Origin of the sequence: Christiangramia sp. OXR-203, assembly GCF_034372165.1 — a bacterium.
GTDB lineage: Bacteria > Bacteroidota > Bacteroidia > Flavobacteriales > Flavobacteriaceae > Christiangramia.
Genome location: NZ_CP139698.1, coordinates 2,756,096 through 2,774,157, shown reverse-complemented (window position 1 = coordinate 2,774,157; position 18,062 = coordinate 2,756,096). Strand labels below are relative to the sequence as shown.

The 18,062-nt window shown below is 37.8% G+C and carries 15 protein-coding genes and 1 pseudogene; 4 read left to right on the top strand and 12 right to left on the bottom strand.

Annotation, left to right across the window (positions count from 1 at the left end; genetic code table 11):
- Positions 1-522 precede the first annotated feature (522 nt).
- Positions 523-888 carry a hypothetical protein gene (locus tag T8I65_RS12810; protein WP_141878560.1) on the top strand — a complete coding sequence of 122 codons (366 nt, stop codon included), beginning with the start codon at positions 523-525 and terminating at the stop codon, positions 886-888.
- Positions 889-939: 51 nt separating this feature from the next.
- Here T8I65_RS12810 and T8I65_RS12805 read toward each other — a convergent pair whose 3' ends face one another.
- From T8I65_RS12805 to rpsO, 9 genes are all read right to left on the bottom strand, one after another.
- Positions 940-1,914, bottom strand: a complete 975-nt coding sequence (locus T8I65_RS12805) for a YpdA family putative bacillithiol disulfide reductase (protein ID WP_322300974.1) — start codon at positions 1,912-1,914, stop codon at positions 940-942.
- Positions 1,901-2,563 carry a ribulose-phosphate 3-epimerase gene (rpe, locus tag T8I65_RS12800; RefSeq protein WP_141878558.1) on the bottom strand — a complete coding sequence of 221 codons (663 nt, stop codon included), beginning with the start codon at positions 2,561-2,563 and terminating at the stop codon, positions 1,901-1,903. Before rpe ends, T8I65_RS12805 begins: the two co-directional genes overlap by 14 nt.
- A gap of 55 nt (positions 2,564-2,618) precedes the next feature.
- On the bottom strand, positions 2,619-3,020 hold the full coding sequence (locus T8I65_RS12795) for a BLUF domain-containing protein (protein WP_322300973.1): 402 nt from the start codon (positions 3,018-3,020) through the stop codon (positions 2,619-2,621).
- Between the two features lie 125 nt (positions 3,021-3,145).
- Positions 3,146-3,562, bottom strand: a complete 417-nt coding sequence (locus T8I65_RS12790) for a BLUF domain-containing protein (RefSeq protein WP_322300972.1) — start codon at positions 3,560-3,562, stop codon at positions 3,146-3,148.
- Between the two features lie 184 nt (positions 3,563-3,746).
- A complete protein-coding gene (locus tag T8I65_RS12785) occupies positions 3,747-5,171 on the bottom strand; it encodes an NAD(P)/FAD-dependent oxidoreductase (RefSeq protein ID WP_322300971.1) in 1,425 nt (474 codons plus the stop codon).
- A complete protein-coding gene (locus T8I65_RS12780) occupies positions 5,171-6,025 on the bottom strand; it encodes an SDR family oxidoreductase (protein ID WP_322300970.1) in 855 nt (284 codons plus the stop codon). The genes T8I65_RS12785 and T8I65_RS12780 overlap by 1 nt, the downstream gene beginning before the upstream one ends.
- Before the next feature lie 203 nt (positions 6,026-6,228).
- The gene (locus T8I65_RS12775) at positions 6,229-7,092 is read right to left on the bottom strand and encodes a sigma-70 family RNA polymerase sigma factor (RefSeq protein WP_011708302.1); all 864 of its coding nucleotides are present in this window, start codon (positions 7,090-7,092) and stop codon (positions 6,229-6,231) included.
- A 301-nt stretch (positions 7,093-7,393) separates the two neighbouring features.
- Positions 7,394-9,655, bottom strand: coding sequence for a polyribonucleotide nucleotidyltransferase (locus T8I65_RS12770; RefSeq protein WP_322300969.1), 2,262 nt, complete (start codon positions 9,653-9,655; stop codon positions 7,394-7,396).
- A 199-nt stretch (positions 9,656-9,854) separates the two neighbouring features.
- Entirely contained in the window at positions 9,855-10,124 is a 270-nt protein-coding gene (rpsO, locus tag T8I65_RS12765; protein ID WP_322300968.1) for a 30S ribosomal protein S15, read from the bottom strand.
- 131 nt (positions 10,125-10,255) lie between these two features.
- Here rpsO and T8I65_RS12760 point away from each other — a divergent pair, with 131 nt between their 5' ends.
- From T8I65_RS12760 to T8I65_RS12750, 3 genes and pseudogenes are all read left to right on the top strand, one after another.
- Positions 10,256-10,666: an HYC_CC_PP family protein gene (locus T8I65_RS12760; RefSeq protein WP_322300967.1), complete on the top strand. Its 411-nt coding sequence runs from the start codon at positions 10,256-10,258 to the stop codon at positions 10,664-10,666.
- 86 nt (positions 10,667-10,752) lie between these two features.
- Positions 10,753-12,983 (top strand): annotated as a pseudogene (locus T8I65_RS12755) (TonB-dependent receptor).
- Between the two features lie 10 nt (positions 12,984-12,993).
- Positions 12,994-13,359: a heavy-metal-associated domain-containing protein gene (locus T8I65_RS12750; RefSeq protein WP_322300966.1), complete on the top strand. Its 366-nt coding sequence runs from the start codon at positions 12,994-12,996 to the stop codon at positions 13,357-13,359.
- 76 nt (positions 13,360-13,435) lie between these two features.
- On the opposite strand, the gene accD is transcribed toward T8I65_RS12750, so the two are convergent.
- From accD to T8I65_RS12735, 3 genes are all read right to left on the bottom strand, one after another.
- Positions 13,436-14,293 (bottom strand): acetyl-CoA carboxylase, carboxyltransferase subunit beta, encoded by an 858-nt coding sequence (accD, locus tag T8I65_RS12745; RefSeq protein ID WP_322300965.1) that lies wholly within the window; start codon positions 14,291-14,293, stop codon positions 13,436-13,438.
- A 90-nt stretch (positions 14,294-14,383) separates the two neighbouring features.
- On the bottom strand, positions 14,384-15,451 hold the full coding sequence (gene fbaA, locus T8I65_RS12740) for a class II fructose-bisphosphate aldolase (RefSeq protein ID WP_322300964.1): 1,068 nt from the start codon (positions 15,449-15,451) through the stop codon (positions 14,384-14,386).
- 45 nt (positions 15,452-15,496) lie between these two features.
- The gene (locus T8I65_RS12735) at positions 15,497-18,055 is read right to left on the bottom strand and encodes a BamA/TamA family outer membrane protein (protein ID WP_416173200.1); all 2,559 of its coding nucleotides are present in this window, start codon (positions 18,053-18,055) and stop codon (positions 15,497-15,499) included.
- Between the last annotated feature and the right edge of the window lie 7 nt (positions 18,056-18,062).

The following is an 18,062-nucleotide window of genomic DNA, read 5'->3' as shown; positions in this document are numbered from 1 at the left end:
TATACATCTATTGAAGCCTATATCTCAAATTTTCCAAATGAAACTACCAGATAGAAATAAAAAAGCCAGATCGGATATTGCGAACCGACCCTACTCAGTTAACAAATCCATATGATCTGGCATTTTATGATGAACTGAAAATTATCTCTCGCTCAATTCAATTGATCGCAATGTATTAAAGTTTCAACAATCAAATTATGGATATCCGTAATTGAATGGCGATAACTTAAGAAAATTACTAACTATATAGTAACGCGTACGAAAATATACAATATTGTGAATTTTCAATCTGAATCATCAGCTTATTTGCAAATTTGATATTTTACATCTCCGGGATCATTTAATCTTCATTCATTCTAGCTCTGCAATGGCATTGACACAGAACTAAAAAATTCTACAATGTTCTTAGAATAAATTTGAAAATTTTTGATTTATTTAGACACTGGCGTTAAACATTCTATAAATACTTTCCGAAGCCTAAGGTATCTGATACTTTAGCCATGAGATAAAAAAGCAAGTATTATGGCAGCATATTTTAATACCAACCAGTTGAGATTGACAATGAAGGAACTGGTAAAGATTTATATGAGTGATTGTGAGGAATGTAACGAACTTTCTCAGGATTGTATGGATCTTTTAAGACATAATTTTCAGGCTGAGTACGCAGTGTATAATAAACAAACGAAAGCCGTTGAAATTGGAATCAATAAAACCGAGGATGATTTTAATTCTTATCCGCAAATAGAAGTTTATTCATTTCCAATTAAAGAAATAGGTAAAAAAATTGATCACTCTTTTAAGCACAATCAAGAAGATCTTGAGTTTTACGGTAAGCTAATTGGAAGAAAAAAAGGTCTTGGTTCCAACTCTGTAGTTCTGATGGACTAAGGTATTGATCAGTATAAATAAAAAAAGTCGATTCATTTGAATCGACTTTTTTTATTTACCTATATCGTTCATGATCATCTTTGCATGAACTCTGGAGTTTTCAATAAACCATTTGTGAGTTTCAGTTCCACCACAAATTACGCCGGCAAGATAAATGCCTGGGATGTTTGTTTCCATTGTTTCTGGATCATACTCAGGAATTTTCCTGCCATCTTCTGAAAGATGAATCCCAATATCCTGCAGAAATCCAAAGTTAGGCCTGTATCCTGTGAGTAATAACGCAAAATCATTAGGTATCGAAACTTCACCTTCATCAGTATCAATAACAACCTCTTTAGTCCTAATTTCTTTAATACCTGCATTAAAATATGCTTTAATGCTTCCTTCCTCTATTCTATTTACAATATCTGGTCGCACCCAGTACTTCACTCTTTCCCCAATTTCTGGTTTTCGAACGATCATAGTCACATCACCACCTTTGCGGTAGATTTCGAGTGCAGCATCCACGGCAGAGTTACTAGCCCCCACAACAATAGTTTTCTGGGTTGCGTAGTAATGAGGATCATTGTAATAATGAGAAACCTTTGGCAGGTCTTCACCGGGAACCCCGAGGTAATTAGGAATATCATAGAAACCTGTTGCGATGATTACTTTAGAAGTATGATATTCAGACTTCGTGGTTTTCACAATATGGCCTGAATCTATATTAGGCTCCACAGCAGTAACCTTCTCGAAAAGGTGAATATTGATCTTATTGGCGACCGTGATTCTTCGGTAGTATTCAAGAGCTTCTCGCTTCTCAGGTTTTGGATTGTTGCTAATAAATGGAATATTATTCAGTTCCAGTTTTTCAGAAGTGGAAAAGAATGTCATATTCGTAGGGTAATGGTATAGCGAATTCACCAGGCAGCCTTTTTCAAGAATCACATAGGAAATCCCTTTCTTTTCAGCTTCCAGCGCACAGGCGATACCAATAGGACCACCACCAATAATTACCAGTTCGTAATTCTCGTTAGGAGTTTGCAATAGATCTTAGATTTTTAATAGTTCCAGGCTGATCATCAGACTTAAATACGAAACTACCGGCCACCAATACATCTGCTCCGGCCTTACTTAATTCCGCAGCATTTTTATCGGTTACACCACCATCAATTTCTATAAGTGTCGGTGCGTTATTCGTCATAATGATTTCCTTCAATTTCTGTACTTTCTTAAAAGTATTCTCAATAAAACTCTGTCCACCAAATCCAGGATTTACGCTCATTATACAAACCAGATCAATATCCTTGATCACATCTTTTAGCAGATCTACATTTGTATGCGGGTTAATTGCAACACCAGCTTTCATGCCTTCAGCTTTGATAGCTTGTAAGGTGCGGTGCAAATGGGTGCATGCTTCGTAATGAACTGTAAGTATATTAGCGCCCAAAGCGGCAAATTCCTTAATATACCTATCTGGGTCTACGATCATAAGGTGAACATCGATAGTTTTAGTCGCGTGTTGAGAAATAGCTTTCAAAACCGGCATGCCAAATGAGATGTTTGGTACAAAAACACCGTCCATTATATCAATATGAAACCAGTCTGCTTCACTTTGATTGATCATTTCTACATCTCTCTGTAGATTTCCGAAATCTGAAGCCAGAACTGAAGGGGCTATAAGTGTTGTGCTCATCAAAATTTTGTTGTGTGAGCTGCAAAAATAAGAAGAATTACAGGCTTTTAGAGTATTACACGATAAATGCTTTTAGAATATTAGCAACGGCTTTTTTTGTAGGCTTGTCCAGAACTTCGAGATAACGTTTATAATTCTGAAGTCTATCACTGCTATAGCGGGCATCTGCTGAAATAAAATCACTTTTAAAACCATCGAAGGCTTCTTTTTGAATTTCTTTTCCGAAGAGCTTTATAATATTGTAATGACGGGAGTCATCTTTGATAGTTTCATAAAGCTGAATAATCTGCTGTTGATTTCCTTCAATGATCTGGAAAAAGTTTCCTTCTGAATAGAGTAGTAGACCGGTAATATTCTGCTTATCATTATTGATTTCAGAATCATCCAGAATTTGTCTAATTTCTGTTTCTGAAAGACTTCTTTTAGCTGTGCTAACGTAACTTATGGCATATCTCATAGGTTATTATTTCGTTTATAATTATATACAGTTAAATGGAAAATACAGAAATTGTCGAATGGAAGGTCAGGAAAATTAACTACAATTCCATGGGAAATGGGTTATTATATGTAATAACGAATATCCTAAGATAGTTTAATTCCTTCGGTAAATTTATTTAGTATATATCTTACAGAACTTTGAATTTCTGGATTTAATTTTTCGATCTGAGAAAAATATAGGGCTATGTTTTTACCTTGAAAACGTGAATCCAGCGATATGAAATCTGATTTATAGGTATTAAATTTTGTCTCAGAAACTTCTTTTCGGAAAAGAGTGATCAAATTACGATGTCTTTCATCTGTACTTATTCTTGAAAATAATGATTGCAGAAGATCTTTGTCTCCTTCCAAAACCTGGAAAAAATTACCTTCAGAGTAGAGTAATATTCCGGTAATATTATGCTCGATATTCCAGTTTCTGCTATAGTCTAAAACCTCCTGGATTTGATCATTTGATAATGTGTGGCTTACGCTGCTTACGTAACTAATGGCATAACGCATTGCAATAAAAATTATTTAGGCCTACAATTTAAAAAAATACAGAGACCAAGAGCTGAATTTTTTCACAAAAGCATTCGAAGAAAAGATGTCAGGAAAAATCTTGCACTTGCTGTTGAAGGAAAATAAGGTTTAAATTTATATTTGCCTATCAATCTGTTCTTGAATTATAGTATTAAACTTAAAATTATTTTTCCAGGAACTTTTCAGCCGATCTCGCTGCGTAATATCCACCCATTCCATGAACGCCACCACCAGGAGGGGTTGAAGAGGAACCTATAAAAATCCTGGGATTTGAAGTAGCATGTGGATTAGTGCTTGCTATTGGTCTAGTGAATAACTGACTAATATCCTGTTTACCTCCATTGATATCACCACCTATTAAATTAGGATTTAAAGCCTGCAGTTCATCTGTCCTCATAGTGTTTTTTGCGATGATACATTCCTTAAAACCTGGAGCTGCTCGCTCTATCTGTTTCTCAATATATAGAGAAACATCCTCCTTGTTGCCATTTGGAACATGACAGTAAGCCCAGGCTGTATGTTTTCCTGCCGGAGCCCTGGTACTATCGAATACTGAAGGCTGTGCAAGCAACACATAAGGTTCACTGGATAACCTGTTTTCATGTGCCGCTGCTTCAGAATCTTCAAGTGATTCCTTACTATATCCAAAATGTACGGTTCCGGCTTTTTTGCAAATTTCGTTCGTGAAGGAAATAGGTTTGTCGAGAGCCCAATCCATCTTGAAGATCCCGGCTCCATATTTATACTTTTCCAATCTAGTTCTGTATGTTGTGCTAAGATCAGTATTCTTTACTTTCAGAATTTGTTTTGGCGTCATGTCCAGAATGAAAGTCTTGCTTGGAGGTAAATCTTTAAGATCAGATACAGTCTGGTTTAGAAAAATTTTACCTCCGTGGTCTTTGTAGTAAGCGAGAAGCGAATCCACGATCTTAACTGCGCCGCCTTCAGGAAACGGCCACCCATGTCTATGCGCCAGGATATTCAACACCAAACCGAAAGAGGAAGAGACCAGCTTTGAGAGAGGTAAAGTGGAATGTGCAGCGGCACCATAAAAGAAGATCTTAGTCTTTTCTTCTTTAAAATAACGATTTACGGTAAATTTAGCTGATGGCAATGCCTTGAGACCAAATCGGAACATCATTTCAAGATTCTGTGGGAATCGCAGGGGAGCAAGTAAATCTTCTTCCAGTTCTGGCCATTTCTCAACAAAGTCTAGAAGTAGGTTGAGATAGTTCTGTTCGTCTTTTCCTAACTGTATGGCGGTTTTCCGGATATCTTTATAACAGGCAAAAGCGGTACCGTCATCAAAAGGATGTGCGAATGGAATTTCCGGATGTATCCATTTAAGTCCGTAATCTTCCAGAGGTAAAGTCTTAAAATAAGGAGATGCAAAGGCCAGTGGATGCACAGCAGATCCCAGATCATGCTTGAAACCAGGTAAGGTGATTTCCTCTGTTCTGGCCGCTCCACCAGGTTTCTCCGCCTGCTCGAATATTGCCGTTCTATAACCTTGTTTTTGAAGATAGGTGGCTGCAGCCAGTCCGTTTGGACCACTTCCAACTATAATGACATCAAATTCCTCATTCATTAGGGTAGCTCGTTTTCATCTATATGTTCTAAATATTCTTTAAAAGTCTTAGTTCCGTAGGCTTTCCCAATCATCTCATGAGTGGTGATATATTTAAAGTTTTCAAGTTTGTGTTTAATATCTTCAGAAAAGGAAGATAATACAACACCTGCCTCAGCAATACTTTCTGGAACTTTTAATGTCTTAGCATCGAATCTTTCAGCGATCATTTCAGCCATCTCCATACGAGTATGAATTTCTGGACCACCTATTTCAATTAATTTATCCCCTGATTCCAGTATTTCAGTAATGAATAGCGCGAGGTCTGCCTGATGCATGGAATTTGTTTTCGCTTTTCCGTCGCCAATCACTGGTACTAGCTTCCTTTTGGCCATGATCCCCAAATCGTGCAGGCCGCTAAATAATCCTACTGGTCGAATGATCGTATAATCAAGACCGGAGCTTTCCAAAGATTTTTCGAAAAGTCTATTGGAGCCGGGAATGCTCATTTTTTCATTTTCTTCTGCTCCCAGGATTGAAACATATATAAATCTACTGACCTCATTCTCTTCTGCATCTTCAAGAATTTTTTTGTTGGTATAAAGATCAGTTTGATAGAATGATGAGTCGTTTTTAGTAAAGAGACTCACACTATTTCCTAGTGCAGAAACTACAATATCAATATCTGCAGCGATACCGGTAAAGTCATCCTCATTTCCCGCGATGAAGATATCGGTACTAAAATTTTTCAATTTTTCAGCTCCTTCACTGGAACTGGTTTGTAGTCTTAGCTCTGTACCTTCGTCCTGACTCAATAATCTGCAAAGTTCCATACCTAATACTCCAGAGGCTCCTGCAATTAATATCTTCTTCATGATCAGAATTTCTTTTGAATAGAATTTAAGAACAAAATCGCGGATTGGAGTAAACCGGAATTAGATTAACAAAAATTTAGTCAGATATAGAAAAGAAAAAACCCCGGTCATCACTCCGGGGTCATTCATCAATCAAAAAACGAACAGTTATTCTCATAACGGGTCATCACTCCCGTCACTAAACTGTTGTCATCTTAAATATTTTAACCAAGATAGGTTTTTAAAATCTTACTTCTGGAAGTATGCTTTAATCTTCTAATAGCTTTTTCCTTGATCTGGCGTACTCTTTCTCTGGTAAGATCAAAAGTTTCACCAATTTCTTCCAGTGTCATAGGATGTTGATCACCAAGTCCAAAATAAAGTCTGATCACATCAGCTTCACGCGGAGTAAGAGTTTCCAATGCACGCTCGATCTCAGTTCTAAGAGACTCATGGAGAAGTTCCTTGTCTGGATTTGGAGATTCACCTGAACGTAGTACGTCATAAAGGTTGGAATCCTCACCCTCTACAAGCGGAGCATCCATGGATACATGACGACCAGAATTCTTCATTGATTCCTTAACGTCATTAATTGTCATATCCAGTTCTTTTGCAATCTCTTCAGCACTTGGCGGACGCTCGTGTGACTGTTCAAGGAAAGCAAAAGTTTTGTTGATCTTGTTTATAGATCCAATTTTGTTCAATGGAAGACGAACAATACGAGACTGCTCAGCTAAAGCCTGCAGGATAGATTGACGAATCCACCATACGGCATAAGATATAAATTTGAAACCACGAGTTTCATCAAAACGTTTCGCAGCTTTTATAAGTCCTAGATTCCCTTCGTTGATAAGGTCAGGTAAGGTTAATCCCTGGTTTTGATATTGTTTGGCTACAGAAACAACAAAACGAAGGTTCGCTTTGGTTAATTTCTCCAGCGCGCGGTCATCTCCCGCTTTAATTCTTTGTGCCAGTTCCACTTCTTCATCAGCCGTGATCAGGTCCACTTTTCCAATTTCTTGCAAATACTTGTCTAACGAAGCGGTTTCACGATTGGTAACCTGCTTCGTAATCTTCAGTTGTCTCATCTATCTCTCTTGGATTTTAATTGTGCATAGGGTCTCTGTGTAGTTATACGTAAGAATTCCAAAAAATGTTACAAAAAGTTTTAAAATATTTTTCCGTGCGTTGCACTTCGTGCCGGGCTTTACGCTACTAGTCCGCGCTCCTTGCAGTCGCTGTGGGCTATTCGCTACAATCCCTAACGCAAATTCTCACATAATAATTTTGAAAAAACCTTTAGATAGGTTTGCAGGAAGTTGAAAGCCTTACAGCATAGAAACAAAAAAGCCCGGAAGATCCGGGCTTTTTTTATTAGTGAGGGATAAACTATTCTTTATCTTCTCTTGGTTTTCTATCGTCACGACGATCGTCTCTACGATTATCACGGCCTCGGTTATCACGAGAACCACGATTATCTCTGGATCCACGATTATCACGTTTGTCATCTCTTGGTGGTCTTGCCACGTAACCTTCAGGTTTTTCTAGCAATGCCTTACGAGAGACTTTATCTTTTCTGGTTTTAGGATCAAGACCAAAGTATTTCACGTCGATCACATCACCCATTTTAAGAACGTCATTCACATCATTGGTGCGTTCCCATGCGAGCTCAGAGATATGAAGTAATACCTCATTTCCTGGTGCATCCACATATTCCACAACAGCTCCAAAATCAAGGATCTTGATCACTTTTACTTCATATACGCTACCTTTTTCAGGCTTGAATGTAATTGATTCGATCTTAGCAAGAACCTTGTCGATTCCTTCCTGTTGAGTTCCCAGGATTTCAACAACACCTTCTTCTGTAACCGGATCTTCGTTAATAACGATCGTAGTTCCAGTTTCTTTTTGAAGTTCCTGTATTACTTTTCCACCTGGTCCAATCAATGCACCAATGTATTCATTTGGAATTCTTCTGGTGATGATCTTAGGAGAATGAGCTTTAACTTCAGTATTTGCACTTGGGATCGTCTCAGTAAGTTTCTCTAGAATATGAAGTCTACCGTCTCTAGCCTGTTTCAATGCAGCTACCAGGATTTCATAAGAAAGTCCTTTCACCTTAATATCCATCTGGCAGGCAGTTATACCATCTACAGTACCTGTAACTTTAAAGTCCATGTCGCCAAGGTGATCTTCGTCTCCAAGAATATCAGAAAGTACTGCGTAGTCATCACCTTCAGAAATTAATCCCATGGCGATACCTGAAACTGGTTTCTTCAATTGAACACCCGCATCCATCAATGCCATTGTACCGGCACAAACTGTAGCCATCGAAGAAGAACCATTAGATTCCAAAACTTCAGATACTACACGTACGGTATAAGGACAATCTGCTGGGATCATTCCTTTTAATGCTCTTTGAGCAAGGTTCCCGTGACCAACCTCACGTCTCGAAGTACCTCTAATTGGGTAAGCTTCTCCGGTTGAGAAAGGAGGGAAATTATAATGTAAATAGAAAGTCTCTTCTCCTTGTTGAGTTGGAAGATCTACCTGGTTAGCTTCTCTGGAAGTACCTAAAGTAACTGTTGCCAGTGCCTGAGTTTCTCCACGAGTAAAGATCGCTGAACCGTGTGTGGATGGAAGGTAATCTACCTCACACCAGATTGGTCTGATCTCATCGGTTTTTCTACCGTCTAATCTAGTTCCTTCTTTAAGAGTTACATCACGAACAGCTTTCTTTTGAGCATCTGCAAAATATCCGGAGATCATTTTACCTTTTTCTTCTAACTCTTCTTCAGAGAACATCGCTTTTACTTCATCTTTTAATGCAGAAAAAGCTTCACTTCTCTCTTTTTTGCTGGTACCGCTTTTAGCGATATCATATGATTTCTGGTACGTAGCATCAAGAATTTTCTTCTCAATATCTGCATCTGTTGCAGCTACTTCGTATTCTCTTGGTTCTTTCTTTCCAAATGCTTCAGCAAGTTTCACCTGAGCCTCACACTGAATTTTAATAGCCTCATGAGCAAATTTAATTGCTTCAGCCATCTCTTCTTCAGAACATTCATCAAATTGTCCTTCAACCATCATTACAGAATCTGCAGAAGCTCCAACCATGATATCCATGTCTGCTTCAGCAAGTTTCTCTCTGCTTGGGTTGAGAACGAACTCTCCATTAATTCTTGCTACTCGCGCTTCAGAAATAGGAGTTTCAAAAGGAATATCAGATAATTGGATTGCAGCAGAAGCTGCCAATCCTGCTAGAGCGTCTGGCATAACATCATCGTCATGAGACATTAGCTGGATCATTACCTGAGTTTCAAATTTGTAGTCTTTTGGGAATAGTGGACGCAATACACGGTCTACTAAACGCATTACTAAAATCTCTTCATTGCTTGGTCTCGCTTCTCTCTTGAAGTAACCTCCAGGGAAAAGACCTGCAGCTGCAAATTTTTCACGGTAATCCAGTGTTAGTGGAAAGAAGTCCATTGTAGTAGGCTTGTAAGAAGATACTACAGTACAAAGTAACATAGCGTTACCCATTTGAACGACAACAGAGCCGTGAGCCTGTTTTGCTAATTTTCCGGTTTCGAGGGAAATAGTTCTACCATCTCCTAAATCGATAACCTCCTTAAATGTTTGTGGAATCATAATAATTTCAAATTCGATCTGAATAACTTCAACCAGATCATTTTAGTTAAACAAAGGTCTCCGCCATCCGGACGGCCGGGTTGTGTGTTGTGTGTAGTTGTTGTGACCAATGAAAAACTACCCCCTGGGCGACAATTTTAAAAACCTGTAACAGGTTGCTTCAAGATATAAAAAAAGGGGGCATAAAGCCCCCTGAAAATTATTTTCTTAGTCCAAGTTCCTTAATGATTGCACGATATCTCATGATATCCTTTTTCATCAAGTAGTCAAGTAAGCTTCTTCTTTTACCAACAAGCTTTACCAGTGAACGCTCTGAGTTAAAATCCTTTCGGTTTTTCTTCAGGTGCTCAGATAGGTGAGCAATTCTGTAAGTAAATAATGCGATTTGTCCTTCTGCTGAACCGGTATCATTTTTTGATTTACCGTGTTTTTCGAAGATCTCTTCTTTTTTCTCTTTTGCTAGATACATTCCAATATTATTTAAATGATTTTTATGTATTGACAGCATATCTGTCAGGCGGCAAAGATATCATTTATTTTTTATTCCGTATGTATAAGGTTTTAAATTTAAATGTCAGGTAAAATTTATACTTTCGCAGGGTGAAAACAGGTATATGTCATAAACTTATGGTTTCAGTACTGGCGCTTCTTGTGCTGGTCATTACCAATTCATTTGCCATAGAAAAACATTTTTGTGGCGATAACCTAATCACTTCTTCTGTTTTTGCTGAATTGGAGAAATGCTCAGGTTGCCTCGACCCCGATGATGTAACCAACATCATAGATCATTGCTGTAAAGATGTAATTGATGTTCAGGAAGGACAGGATGCCACCACCGCCAAAAAGATCGACGATCTGGATGTAGGTCAACAGGTCTTTTTTGTTGCATTCGGCAACGCTTTCTTCTCACTCTTTCAACCGGATTCTAAAAGGCTGGAAAATTCACTTCATTACGATCCACCTACTATTAGCTTTGACCTTCAGTCGTGCTACCAGATATATTTAATCTGAATTTAGATTTTTAATAGAATTATCACTTTCCGCAGAAAGACGGGCGGAGGGTACTTTAATTATTATCAAAAATCAAAATTTAATTGATGAAAATCATACAATCTCTCATATTATTACTACTCCCTGCGGTAATTTTTTCCCAAGAAACCTTCAAGGGTAAAGTACAGGAAATGGGTACAGAAATGCCTGTGCCTGGAGCTAATGTTTACTGGCTAAATACGGAAGTTGGAACCATAACCAACTTCAACGGAGAATTTTCAATTCCTTATAAAAAGGAATATGACAAGCTGGTCATTAGTTTTATGGGCTTTAAAGCAGATACTCTCAATATTAAAAATAATCAGGATAATTTTATTCATAAATTAAGTCCTTCAGCAAATCTAGATGAAGTAGACCTGGTTTCCCGGAAAAAAGCAACGTCGAGATCCTATCTGGAATCTACAAATGTTATGAATATTAGCAGCGATGAACTTTTGAAGGCAGCCTGTTGTAACCTTTCTGAAAGTTTTGAAACCAACCCTTCCATAGATGTAAATTTTGCCGATGCTATATCGGGAACCCGACAAATAAAAATGCTGGGTCTAACCAGTCCTTATATATTAATCGCTACTGAAAATATTCCGGCAGTTAGAGGAGCCGCTCAGGCTTACGGACTTTCCTTTACACCGGGAACATGGGTGGAGAGTATTCAGATTACTAAAGGAGCGGGTAGTGTGGTTAATGGTTATGAAAGTATTGCCGGACAGATCAACGCTGAACTTCAGAAACCTGCAAATTCAGATAAATTTTTTGTAAACCTTTATGGTGCCAGCAGTAAGCGCCTGGAGCTCAATACTCATTATAATACTCAGCTGAATAAGAAGTGGAGTACTGGTATTTTTGTACACGGAAACTCACATCAGGAAGAGCACGATGTCAATAACGACAACTTCCTGGATATGCCTTTGTATAATCAGATCAATTTGATGAATCGCTGGCAATATATCGATAACGAGAACGGGATCGTTGCTTTTATGAATTTCCGTTATCTAAACGATGAAAAGCAAACCGGAGAGCTGGAGTTTGATCCTGAAACAGATAAACTTACCACAAATGCCTGGGGAAGTGAGATCAATACACAGCGCTATGAGTTTTCAGGAAAACTAGGATATGTAAATCCGGAACTTCCATGGCAGAGTATTGGAATGCAATTAGCGGTGAGCAATCATCAGCAGGATTCCTATTTTGGTCTTAGAGTTTATGATATAGAGCACAATAGCATTTATTCCAACATTATCTATAATAGTATTATTAGTGACTCCAGACATAAGATCAAAACTGGTCTTGATTTTACTCAGGATTCTTATGATGAGCTGGTAGAAGATACAGATTACGTTCGTAAAGATAATTCTGTAGGTGGTTTTTTCGAGTATAACTTTGACGATATGGACAAGCTTAATCTTACCGCAGGAGTGCGTGCAGATTATCATAATCGGCTTGGTTTCTTTCTAACTCCAAGAGTTCATGCGAGGTATCGACCATGGGCAAAATCTGCTTTGAGAGCATCATTTGGTCGTGGGAAACGGGCTGCTAATATTTTTGCTGAAAATCAAAATTTATTCGCGTCTTCCCGGGAGATCAATATCCAAAAAAGTTCCAGCGGAGATATTTATGGTTTGGATCCTGAGATCGCCTGGAATTACGGAATTTCATATATGCAGGGATTCAACATTTTCAGTAGAAAAGCAGAGCTGATATTTGATTACTATCGTACAGACTTTCAGAACCAGGTGGTCGTCGATTGGGAAAACCCACAGGAAATAAGTTTTTATAGAAAGGAGATAGCTATGCTAACAGTTTTCAGGCTGAATTTAGCTACAATCCTGCAGAGCGCCTGGATCTAAGAATGGCTTATAAATTTTACGATGTAAAAACTAAGTATCAGACTGGAACTAAGATCAAGCCCCTTATCCCAGAAAATAGAGTCTTTGCAAATCTTTCCTATGAAACTGAAATAAAAAATAATAGTCAGTGGAAGTTTGACGCTACCTATAATTGGCTCGGGGAACAAAGATTTCCGTCTACAACCACAAATCCGGAGGAGTTCCAAGTAGGAGAATATTCACCATCATTAAATACACTAAACGCACAAATAACCAGGGTTTTTTCAGGTAGATTCGAGGTTTATATTGGAGGAGAAAACATTACGAATGTTAAACAGGATCGACCAATACTTGCTGCGGAAGATCCTTTTGGAGATTATTTTGACTCAACTCTTGTGTATGGTCCTGTTTTTGGTAATTTATACTACGCAGGTTTTAGATTTAAATTGAATTAAACAGTAGAATATGAAATACTTAGTATTATTAATTTTTATGGTAGGTTCTACCAGCATGTTTGCTCAGGATCGCAATGCAAAAGCGTCATTTCAAGTAGATGGTGTTTGTATGATGTGCAAGGATAGAATTGAGAAAGCAGGTATTACATCAAAAGGTGTGAAATTTGCAGATTGGAATTTAGAAACTCAGGAACTACAGTTGATCTTCAATGAAAAGAAAACAGATCTTAAAACGATCCAAGGCAATATTCTCGATGCCGGGCATGATCTCGATAGCTTAAAAGCTACCGATGAAGCTTATGCTAAGCTTGATGATTGTTGCAAGTATCGCGATCCAAAAGTTAGAGAAGATCATGTTTCAGGAAAGATCGATTAATCCTGAAGCGCAGAAACAAAAAAAACGACCTGAGAGATCAGGTCGTTTTTTTTGTTCTGTAAACTGAAATATATACTTATTTTCTCACAGGTTGATTCTGGATTAGATCAAGATATAAATTCACTTTGTTCTTCAATTCGGATCTATGTGTGATAAAGTCTAAAAATCCTTTTTCCTTCAGAAATTCTGAAGTCTGGAAATCCTTTGGAAGATCTTTTCCAGTGGTATCTTTTACAACTCTAGGTCCTGCAAATCCTATTAATGCTCCTGGTTCAGAAATATTAATATCTCCTAGCATAGCAAAACTTGCCGTAGTTCCTCCAGTGGTAGGATCTGTAGCAAGAGATATATATGGAATTTTCGCATTGGCAAGTTGAGCTAACTTCACAGAAGTTTTTGCAAGTTGCATCAATGAGAGTGCAGCTTCCTGCATTCTGGCACCTCCAGATTTGGAAATGATCATGAAAGGAATTTTATTCTGTAGTGCATAATCTGCTGCTCGGGCAATTTTTTCTCCTACAACAGACCCCATAGAACCACCAATGAATTTAAAATCCATACAGGCGATCACCAGGTCTTTTCCTTTAGATTTTCCAACAGCAGTTCGTACTGCATCCTTCAAACCGGTCTTTTCCTGCGCAGCTTTGAGTCTGTCTGTATATTTCTTAGTATCCTCAAAATTCAGAGGATCCTTGGAAGTGACATTTTTATCAAGTTCCTTGAAATTGTTATCATCAAAGAGAATTTTGAAATACTCATTGCTACCAATTCTTACGTGATATCCATCTTCCGGACTTACATAAAAATTGCTTTCCAATTGTTCGGCATCTACGATCTTCCCGGTAGGTGATTTGTACCATAAACCTTTAGGGACATCTTTTTTATCTTCAGTAGGAGTTTGAATTCCTTTTTGTGTTCTTTTAAACCAAGCCATTTCTTTCAAATTTTAATCGTCAGGGTTGTCAAATTTATGGCAATAAAAAACAGTCTGATTCCGAAGAAAAAGACTGTTATAGAGAATTATTTATAATGTATTTACGTTATTAATGTCCTCAAAAGCTTTCTTTAAACGCGTTTTGAAAGTTAATTCACCTTCTCTAACCCATTTACGTGGATCATAATATTTCTTGTTAGGTACATCGTCGCCATCGGGATTTCCAATTTGTGTAGCCAGGTAATCCTTTTTAGCTTCCATATAATCACGAATTCCCTCTAGATAAGCATATTGAAGATCGGTATCAATGTTCATTTTGATAACACCATATCCTATAGCTTCACGAATTTCTTCTACTGTGGAACCACTTCCACCATGGAAAACAAAATCGATATGGTTTTCTTCTACATTGTATTTTTTAGTGATATATTCCTGAGAATTCTTGAGGATCTTCGGAGTTAACTTTACATTTCCTGGTTTGTAAACACCATGCACATTTCCAAAAGCTGCAGCGATAGTGAATTGATCACTCACTTTGCTTAATTCTTCATAAGCATATGCAACTTCTTCTGGCTGAGTATAAAGTTTAGAAGCATCAACATCAGAGTTGTCCACTCCATCTTCCTCACCACCTGTTATTCCAAGCTCGATCTCGAGAGTCATTCCCATTTTGGACATTCTCTCAAGATATTTTTTACAAATCTCCATATTCTCTTCCAGAGGTTCTTCGGAAAGGTCTATCATATGAGAACTGTATAAAGGTTTACCAAATTGTTCATAGTGTTTTTCACTGGCATCTAAAAGTCCGTCGATCCATGGAAGTAATTTTTTAGCACAGTGATCTGTATGCATGATCACTGGTACACCGTAAAGTTTTGCCATTTCGTGAACATGTTTTGCACCAGCAACTCCACCGGCAATTGCAGCCTGTTCTCCTTCATTAGACAATCCTTTACCAGCGTTAAATTGCGCACCACCATTAGAAAATTGAATAATAACAGGTGAATTTAACTCAGCAGCAGTTTCCAGAACAGCGTTCACACTACTTGATCCAATTACGTTAACAGCGGGAAGGGCAAAACCTTTCTCTTTAGCATAATTGAAAATCTCCTGAACTTCTTTTCCAGTGGCAACGCCCGGTTTGATATTGTGACTCATAACTTTTAGTTGATTATGTTTACAAAAATAAGAAAATAAACTGGCTTAGAAAGGATAATTGATTCCTACGTTATAAACAGCATGGTTAAAATTATACTCTTGAAACCATCGATCTCCTTCAGGTTGTCCTGGATCGTGAGTTTTGAAGCCTATATCAAATCTTAATACAAAAAAGTTAAAGTCATAACGAAGACCAAATCCACTTCCAACAGCTAATTCCTCAAGATCTGAAAATTCCTCAAAAACTACATCTTTAGAAGTTCTGGAATCAAGAACGTTCCAGATATTTCCCACATCTACGAATAAAGCACCCTTGAACTGGTCAAAAATTCCGAAGCGATATTCTCCATTGAACGCCAGTTTTAAGTTTGCCTCATTAAACTCCAGGATACTTCCGCTGCTACCGGGTCCAAGGTCATAAGCCTGCCACGCACGATTGTCATTAGGTCCACCAGCAAAAAATGTTTTGGTGATTGGAATATCATTTGCATTGCCATAGGGTATGGCGATTCCTCCAAATGCACGAACTGCAAAGATCTGATCGTTCCCAAGATCCCAGTGCTTGATAAAATCCAGTTCAGTTTTGACGTATTGAGAATATGCGACTCCTAAAACTTTCTCATTTCCCTGGTCATTTTCGGGGTAATTAAAAACATTAGAAAGAGCTGATAACACATTTCCGGCGGTTTCTATTTTGAATCTAAAACGCGAGAACTCCTTATCGTAAAGGCTTTCCCGTGTGTTCCATAAATAAGTGTAGCTGGAAGCGAAAATCAGGTTATTTTGAGTAAGTCTCAATTTACGCTCGTAAATGTCTAGCGTATTCAGGTAGTCTTCATTCTCCAGACCAGTATTTGGCCTGTCTTCATTAATGACATAATCTATAAATCCATCGGCTTCTTCAGGAATTTGCAGATCACTTCCCGGAGTGCTGAAGTTAAAATTACTTCGCTGCGCAATAGAATTTAATTCTTCAAATGAATTTCGATAGACATTGAAGTAGTTTTCAGTATTTAAATTTCGAACGTATTGGATATTGAGTAGATCGAGGCTGTTAGTAAGCTGTTTAGACGGGTTCCAGTTATAATTCAAAATCCCTGAAAATGTTTGCTTATCCAGACCAATATTTCTCTGGGAGCTAAATCCAAGACTCATACTGGTAAAGGGTGCCATGTATTTTTTAATAAGCCTTTCAGTATCTATAGGTAAGAATATCCTCGGAAGAGTCAATTTTAAATCGGCACCAACTTCAGTGATATCGAAAAAACGGTCCTTATCTGCACTTGCTGCCGCATCTGTAGAAGAGGCGATGCTACCACGACCAGATAATTCCAGGTTCTCCAGTCCGCCAAAAATATTCCTGATCAGAAATGAACCTCCGAATCCAATTCCGAATTTCTGAATATTACTTTGTGAAACGTCAAAATCGAAACCAAGCGAATACTTTGGAAGCGGGCTAAGAAATATATTAGAAATCAGTTTTGTGTTGGTGCTATCTGAAGGATCTGGAGTATACTGAATATTGGGATACTTAAATACTCGAAGTGAATTTAGTCTGTTATAGGTTCTTGTTCGGTCAAGATCACGATAGATCATACCGGGTCTTATAAAAACAGCATCGGTAACAGCTTCTGGCTTATACCGCATTTCATCAAAACTAAACAGCTCATAACGGCGATAAGTTGCACTGTCCAGAATCGGCATATTTCGGTTAGCGAAACTATAATCTGTAAAGATCTTTACTTTACTTATCGTATGGATTTTAAAAGGGGTTCTAGTTATACTGTCTCCTATGTTATTCCGCTCATTCTTGATGATCAGAGTAGTGTTTAACTTGTGGTTTGTGTCCACAGTATCTGCGTCGAAACTAATATATTCCTGGTCAAAATTATACACTCCATTGTTTCTGAAAAGGTCTGATAATCTATCTCTTTCTTCGTTGAAATCTATAGTGTTATACTGCGTACCAGCTATGATCTCACTTTCATTTTTGTTAGCTTGGTAAAGACTGTCAAGTGCGGGTGAAGCAATTTCTGTAATAAGCGAGTCTAGCGTGTAAGGCTTTCCAGGTTTGACGTAGTATTCTACTTTAGCCCGTTTTTCTTTATTTTCTATAGGCAACACCTTGTAATCTGCTTCCACATTAAACCATCCATTATTCCAGTACCAGGATTTTAACCTGTTAACTGACTTATCTGCCTGCTCCTTATTTAGAATAACTGGCGCCTCTCCAGTTCTTTTGATCCACTGGTTAAACTCTTTTTTAGAATAAACATATTGATCAAATTGTTTTTTGGATAGTATTGCAGTAAGACGCTTTCTTCGGGATTCGTTCTCAAGAAATTTTTCTGTTAGTATACTGTCAATTTCAGGCCGTGCTAAATTGTAGAAATGCAGTCTAAGCGGAAAACCTAATAATTTGGTATTTGGTTTTTGGTAAAGTTGATTTTTAATTCTGGAATCCTTAACTAGTTCGTCATTGGCAAAGATTTCGTTTTTTACCAATAGATTTTCATCGGCTTCTAATCTTTTTACAGCATTACAGCTAAGGATAAGAACAGTCGTTAAAAAAAATAATAATATTTTTGCGAGAAGCCGTGTCAAGTATAAT

Excerpts from the sequence above, each read along its gene's own strand:
- T8I65_RS12810 (WP_141878560.1), top strand. The coding sequence starts at position 523 with ATGGCAGCATATTTTAATACCAACCAGTTGAGATTGACAATGAAGGAA.
- rpe (WP_141878558.1), bottom strand. The coding sequence starts at position 2,563 with ATGAGCACAACACTTATAGCCCCTTCAGTTCTGGCTTCAGATTTCGGA.
- T8I65_RS12795 (WP_322300973.1), bottom strand. The coding sequence starts at position 3,020 with ATGAGATATGCCATAAGTTACGTTAGCACAGCTAAAAGAAGTCTTTCA.
- T8I65_RS12790 (WP_322300972.1), bottom strand. The coding sequence starts at position 3,562 with ATGCGTTATGCCATTAGTTACGTAAGCAGCGTAAGCCACACATTATCA.
- T8I65_RS12785 (WP_322300971.1), bottom strand. The coding sequence starts at position 5,171 with ATGAATGAGGAATTTGATGTCATTATAGTTGGAAGTGGTCCAAACGGA.
- T8I65_RS12780 (WP_322300970.1), bottom strand. The coding sequence starts at position 6,025 with ATGAAGAAGATATTAATTGCAGGAGCCTCTGGAGTATTAGGTATGGAA.
- T8I65_RS12775 (WP_011708302.1), bottom strand. The coding sequence starts at position 7,092 with ATGAGACAACTGAAGATTACGAAGCAGGTTACCAATCGTGAAACCGCT.
- T8I65_RS12770 (WP_322300969.1), bottom strand. The coding sequence starts at position 9,655 with ATGATTCCACAAACATTTAAGGAGGTTATCGATTTAGGAGATGGTAGA.
- rpsO (WP_322300968.1), bottom strand. The coding sequence starts at position 10,124 with ATGTATCTAGCAAAAGAGAAAAAAGAAGAGATCTTCGAAAAACACGGT.
- T8I65_RS12750 (WP_322300966.1), top strand. The coding sequence starts at position 12,994 with ATGAAATACTTAGTATTATTAATTTTTATGGTAGGTTCTACCAGCATG.
- accD (WP_322300965.1), bottom strand. The coding sequence starts at position 14,293 with ATGGCTTGGTTTAAAAGAACACAAAAAGGAATTCAAACTCCTACTGAA.
- fbaA (WP_322300964.1), bottom strand. The coding sequence starts at position 15,451 with ATGAGTCACAATATCAAACCGGGCGTTGCCACTGGAAAAGAAGTTCAG.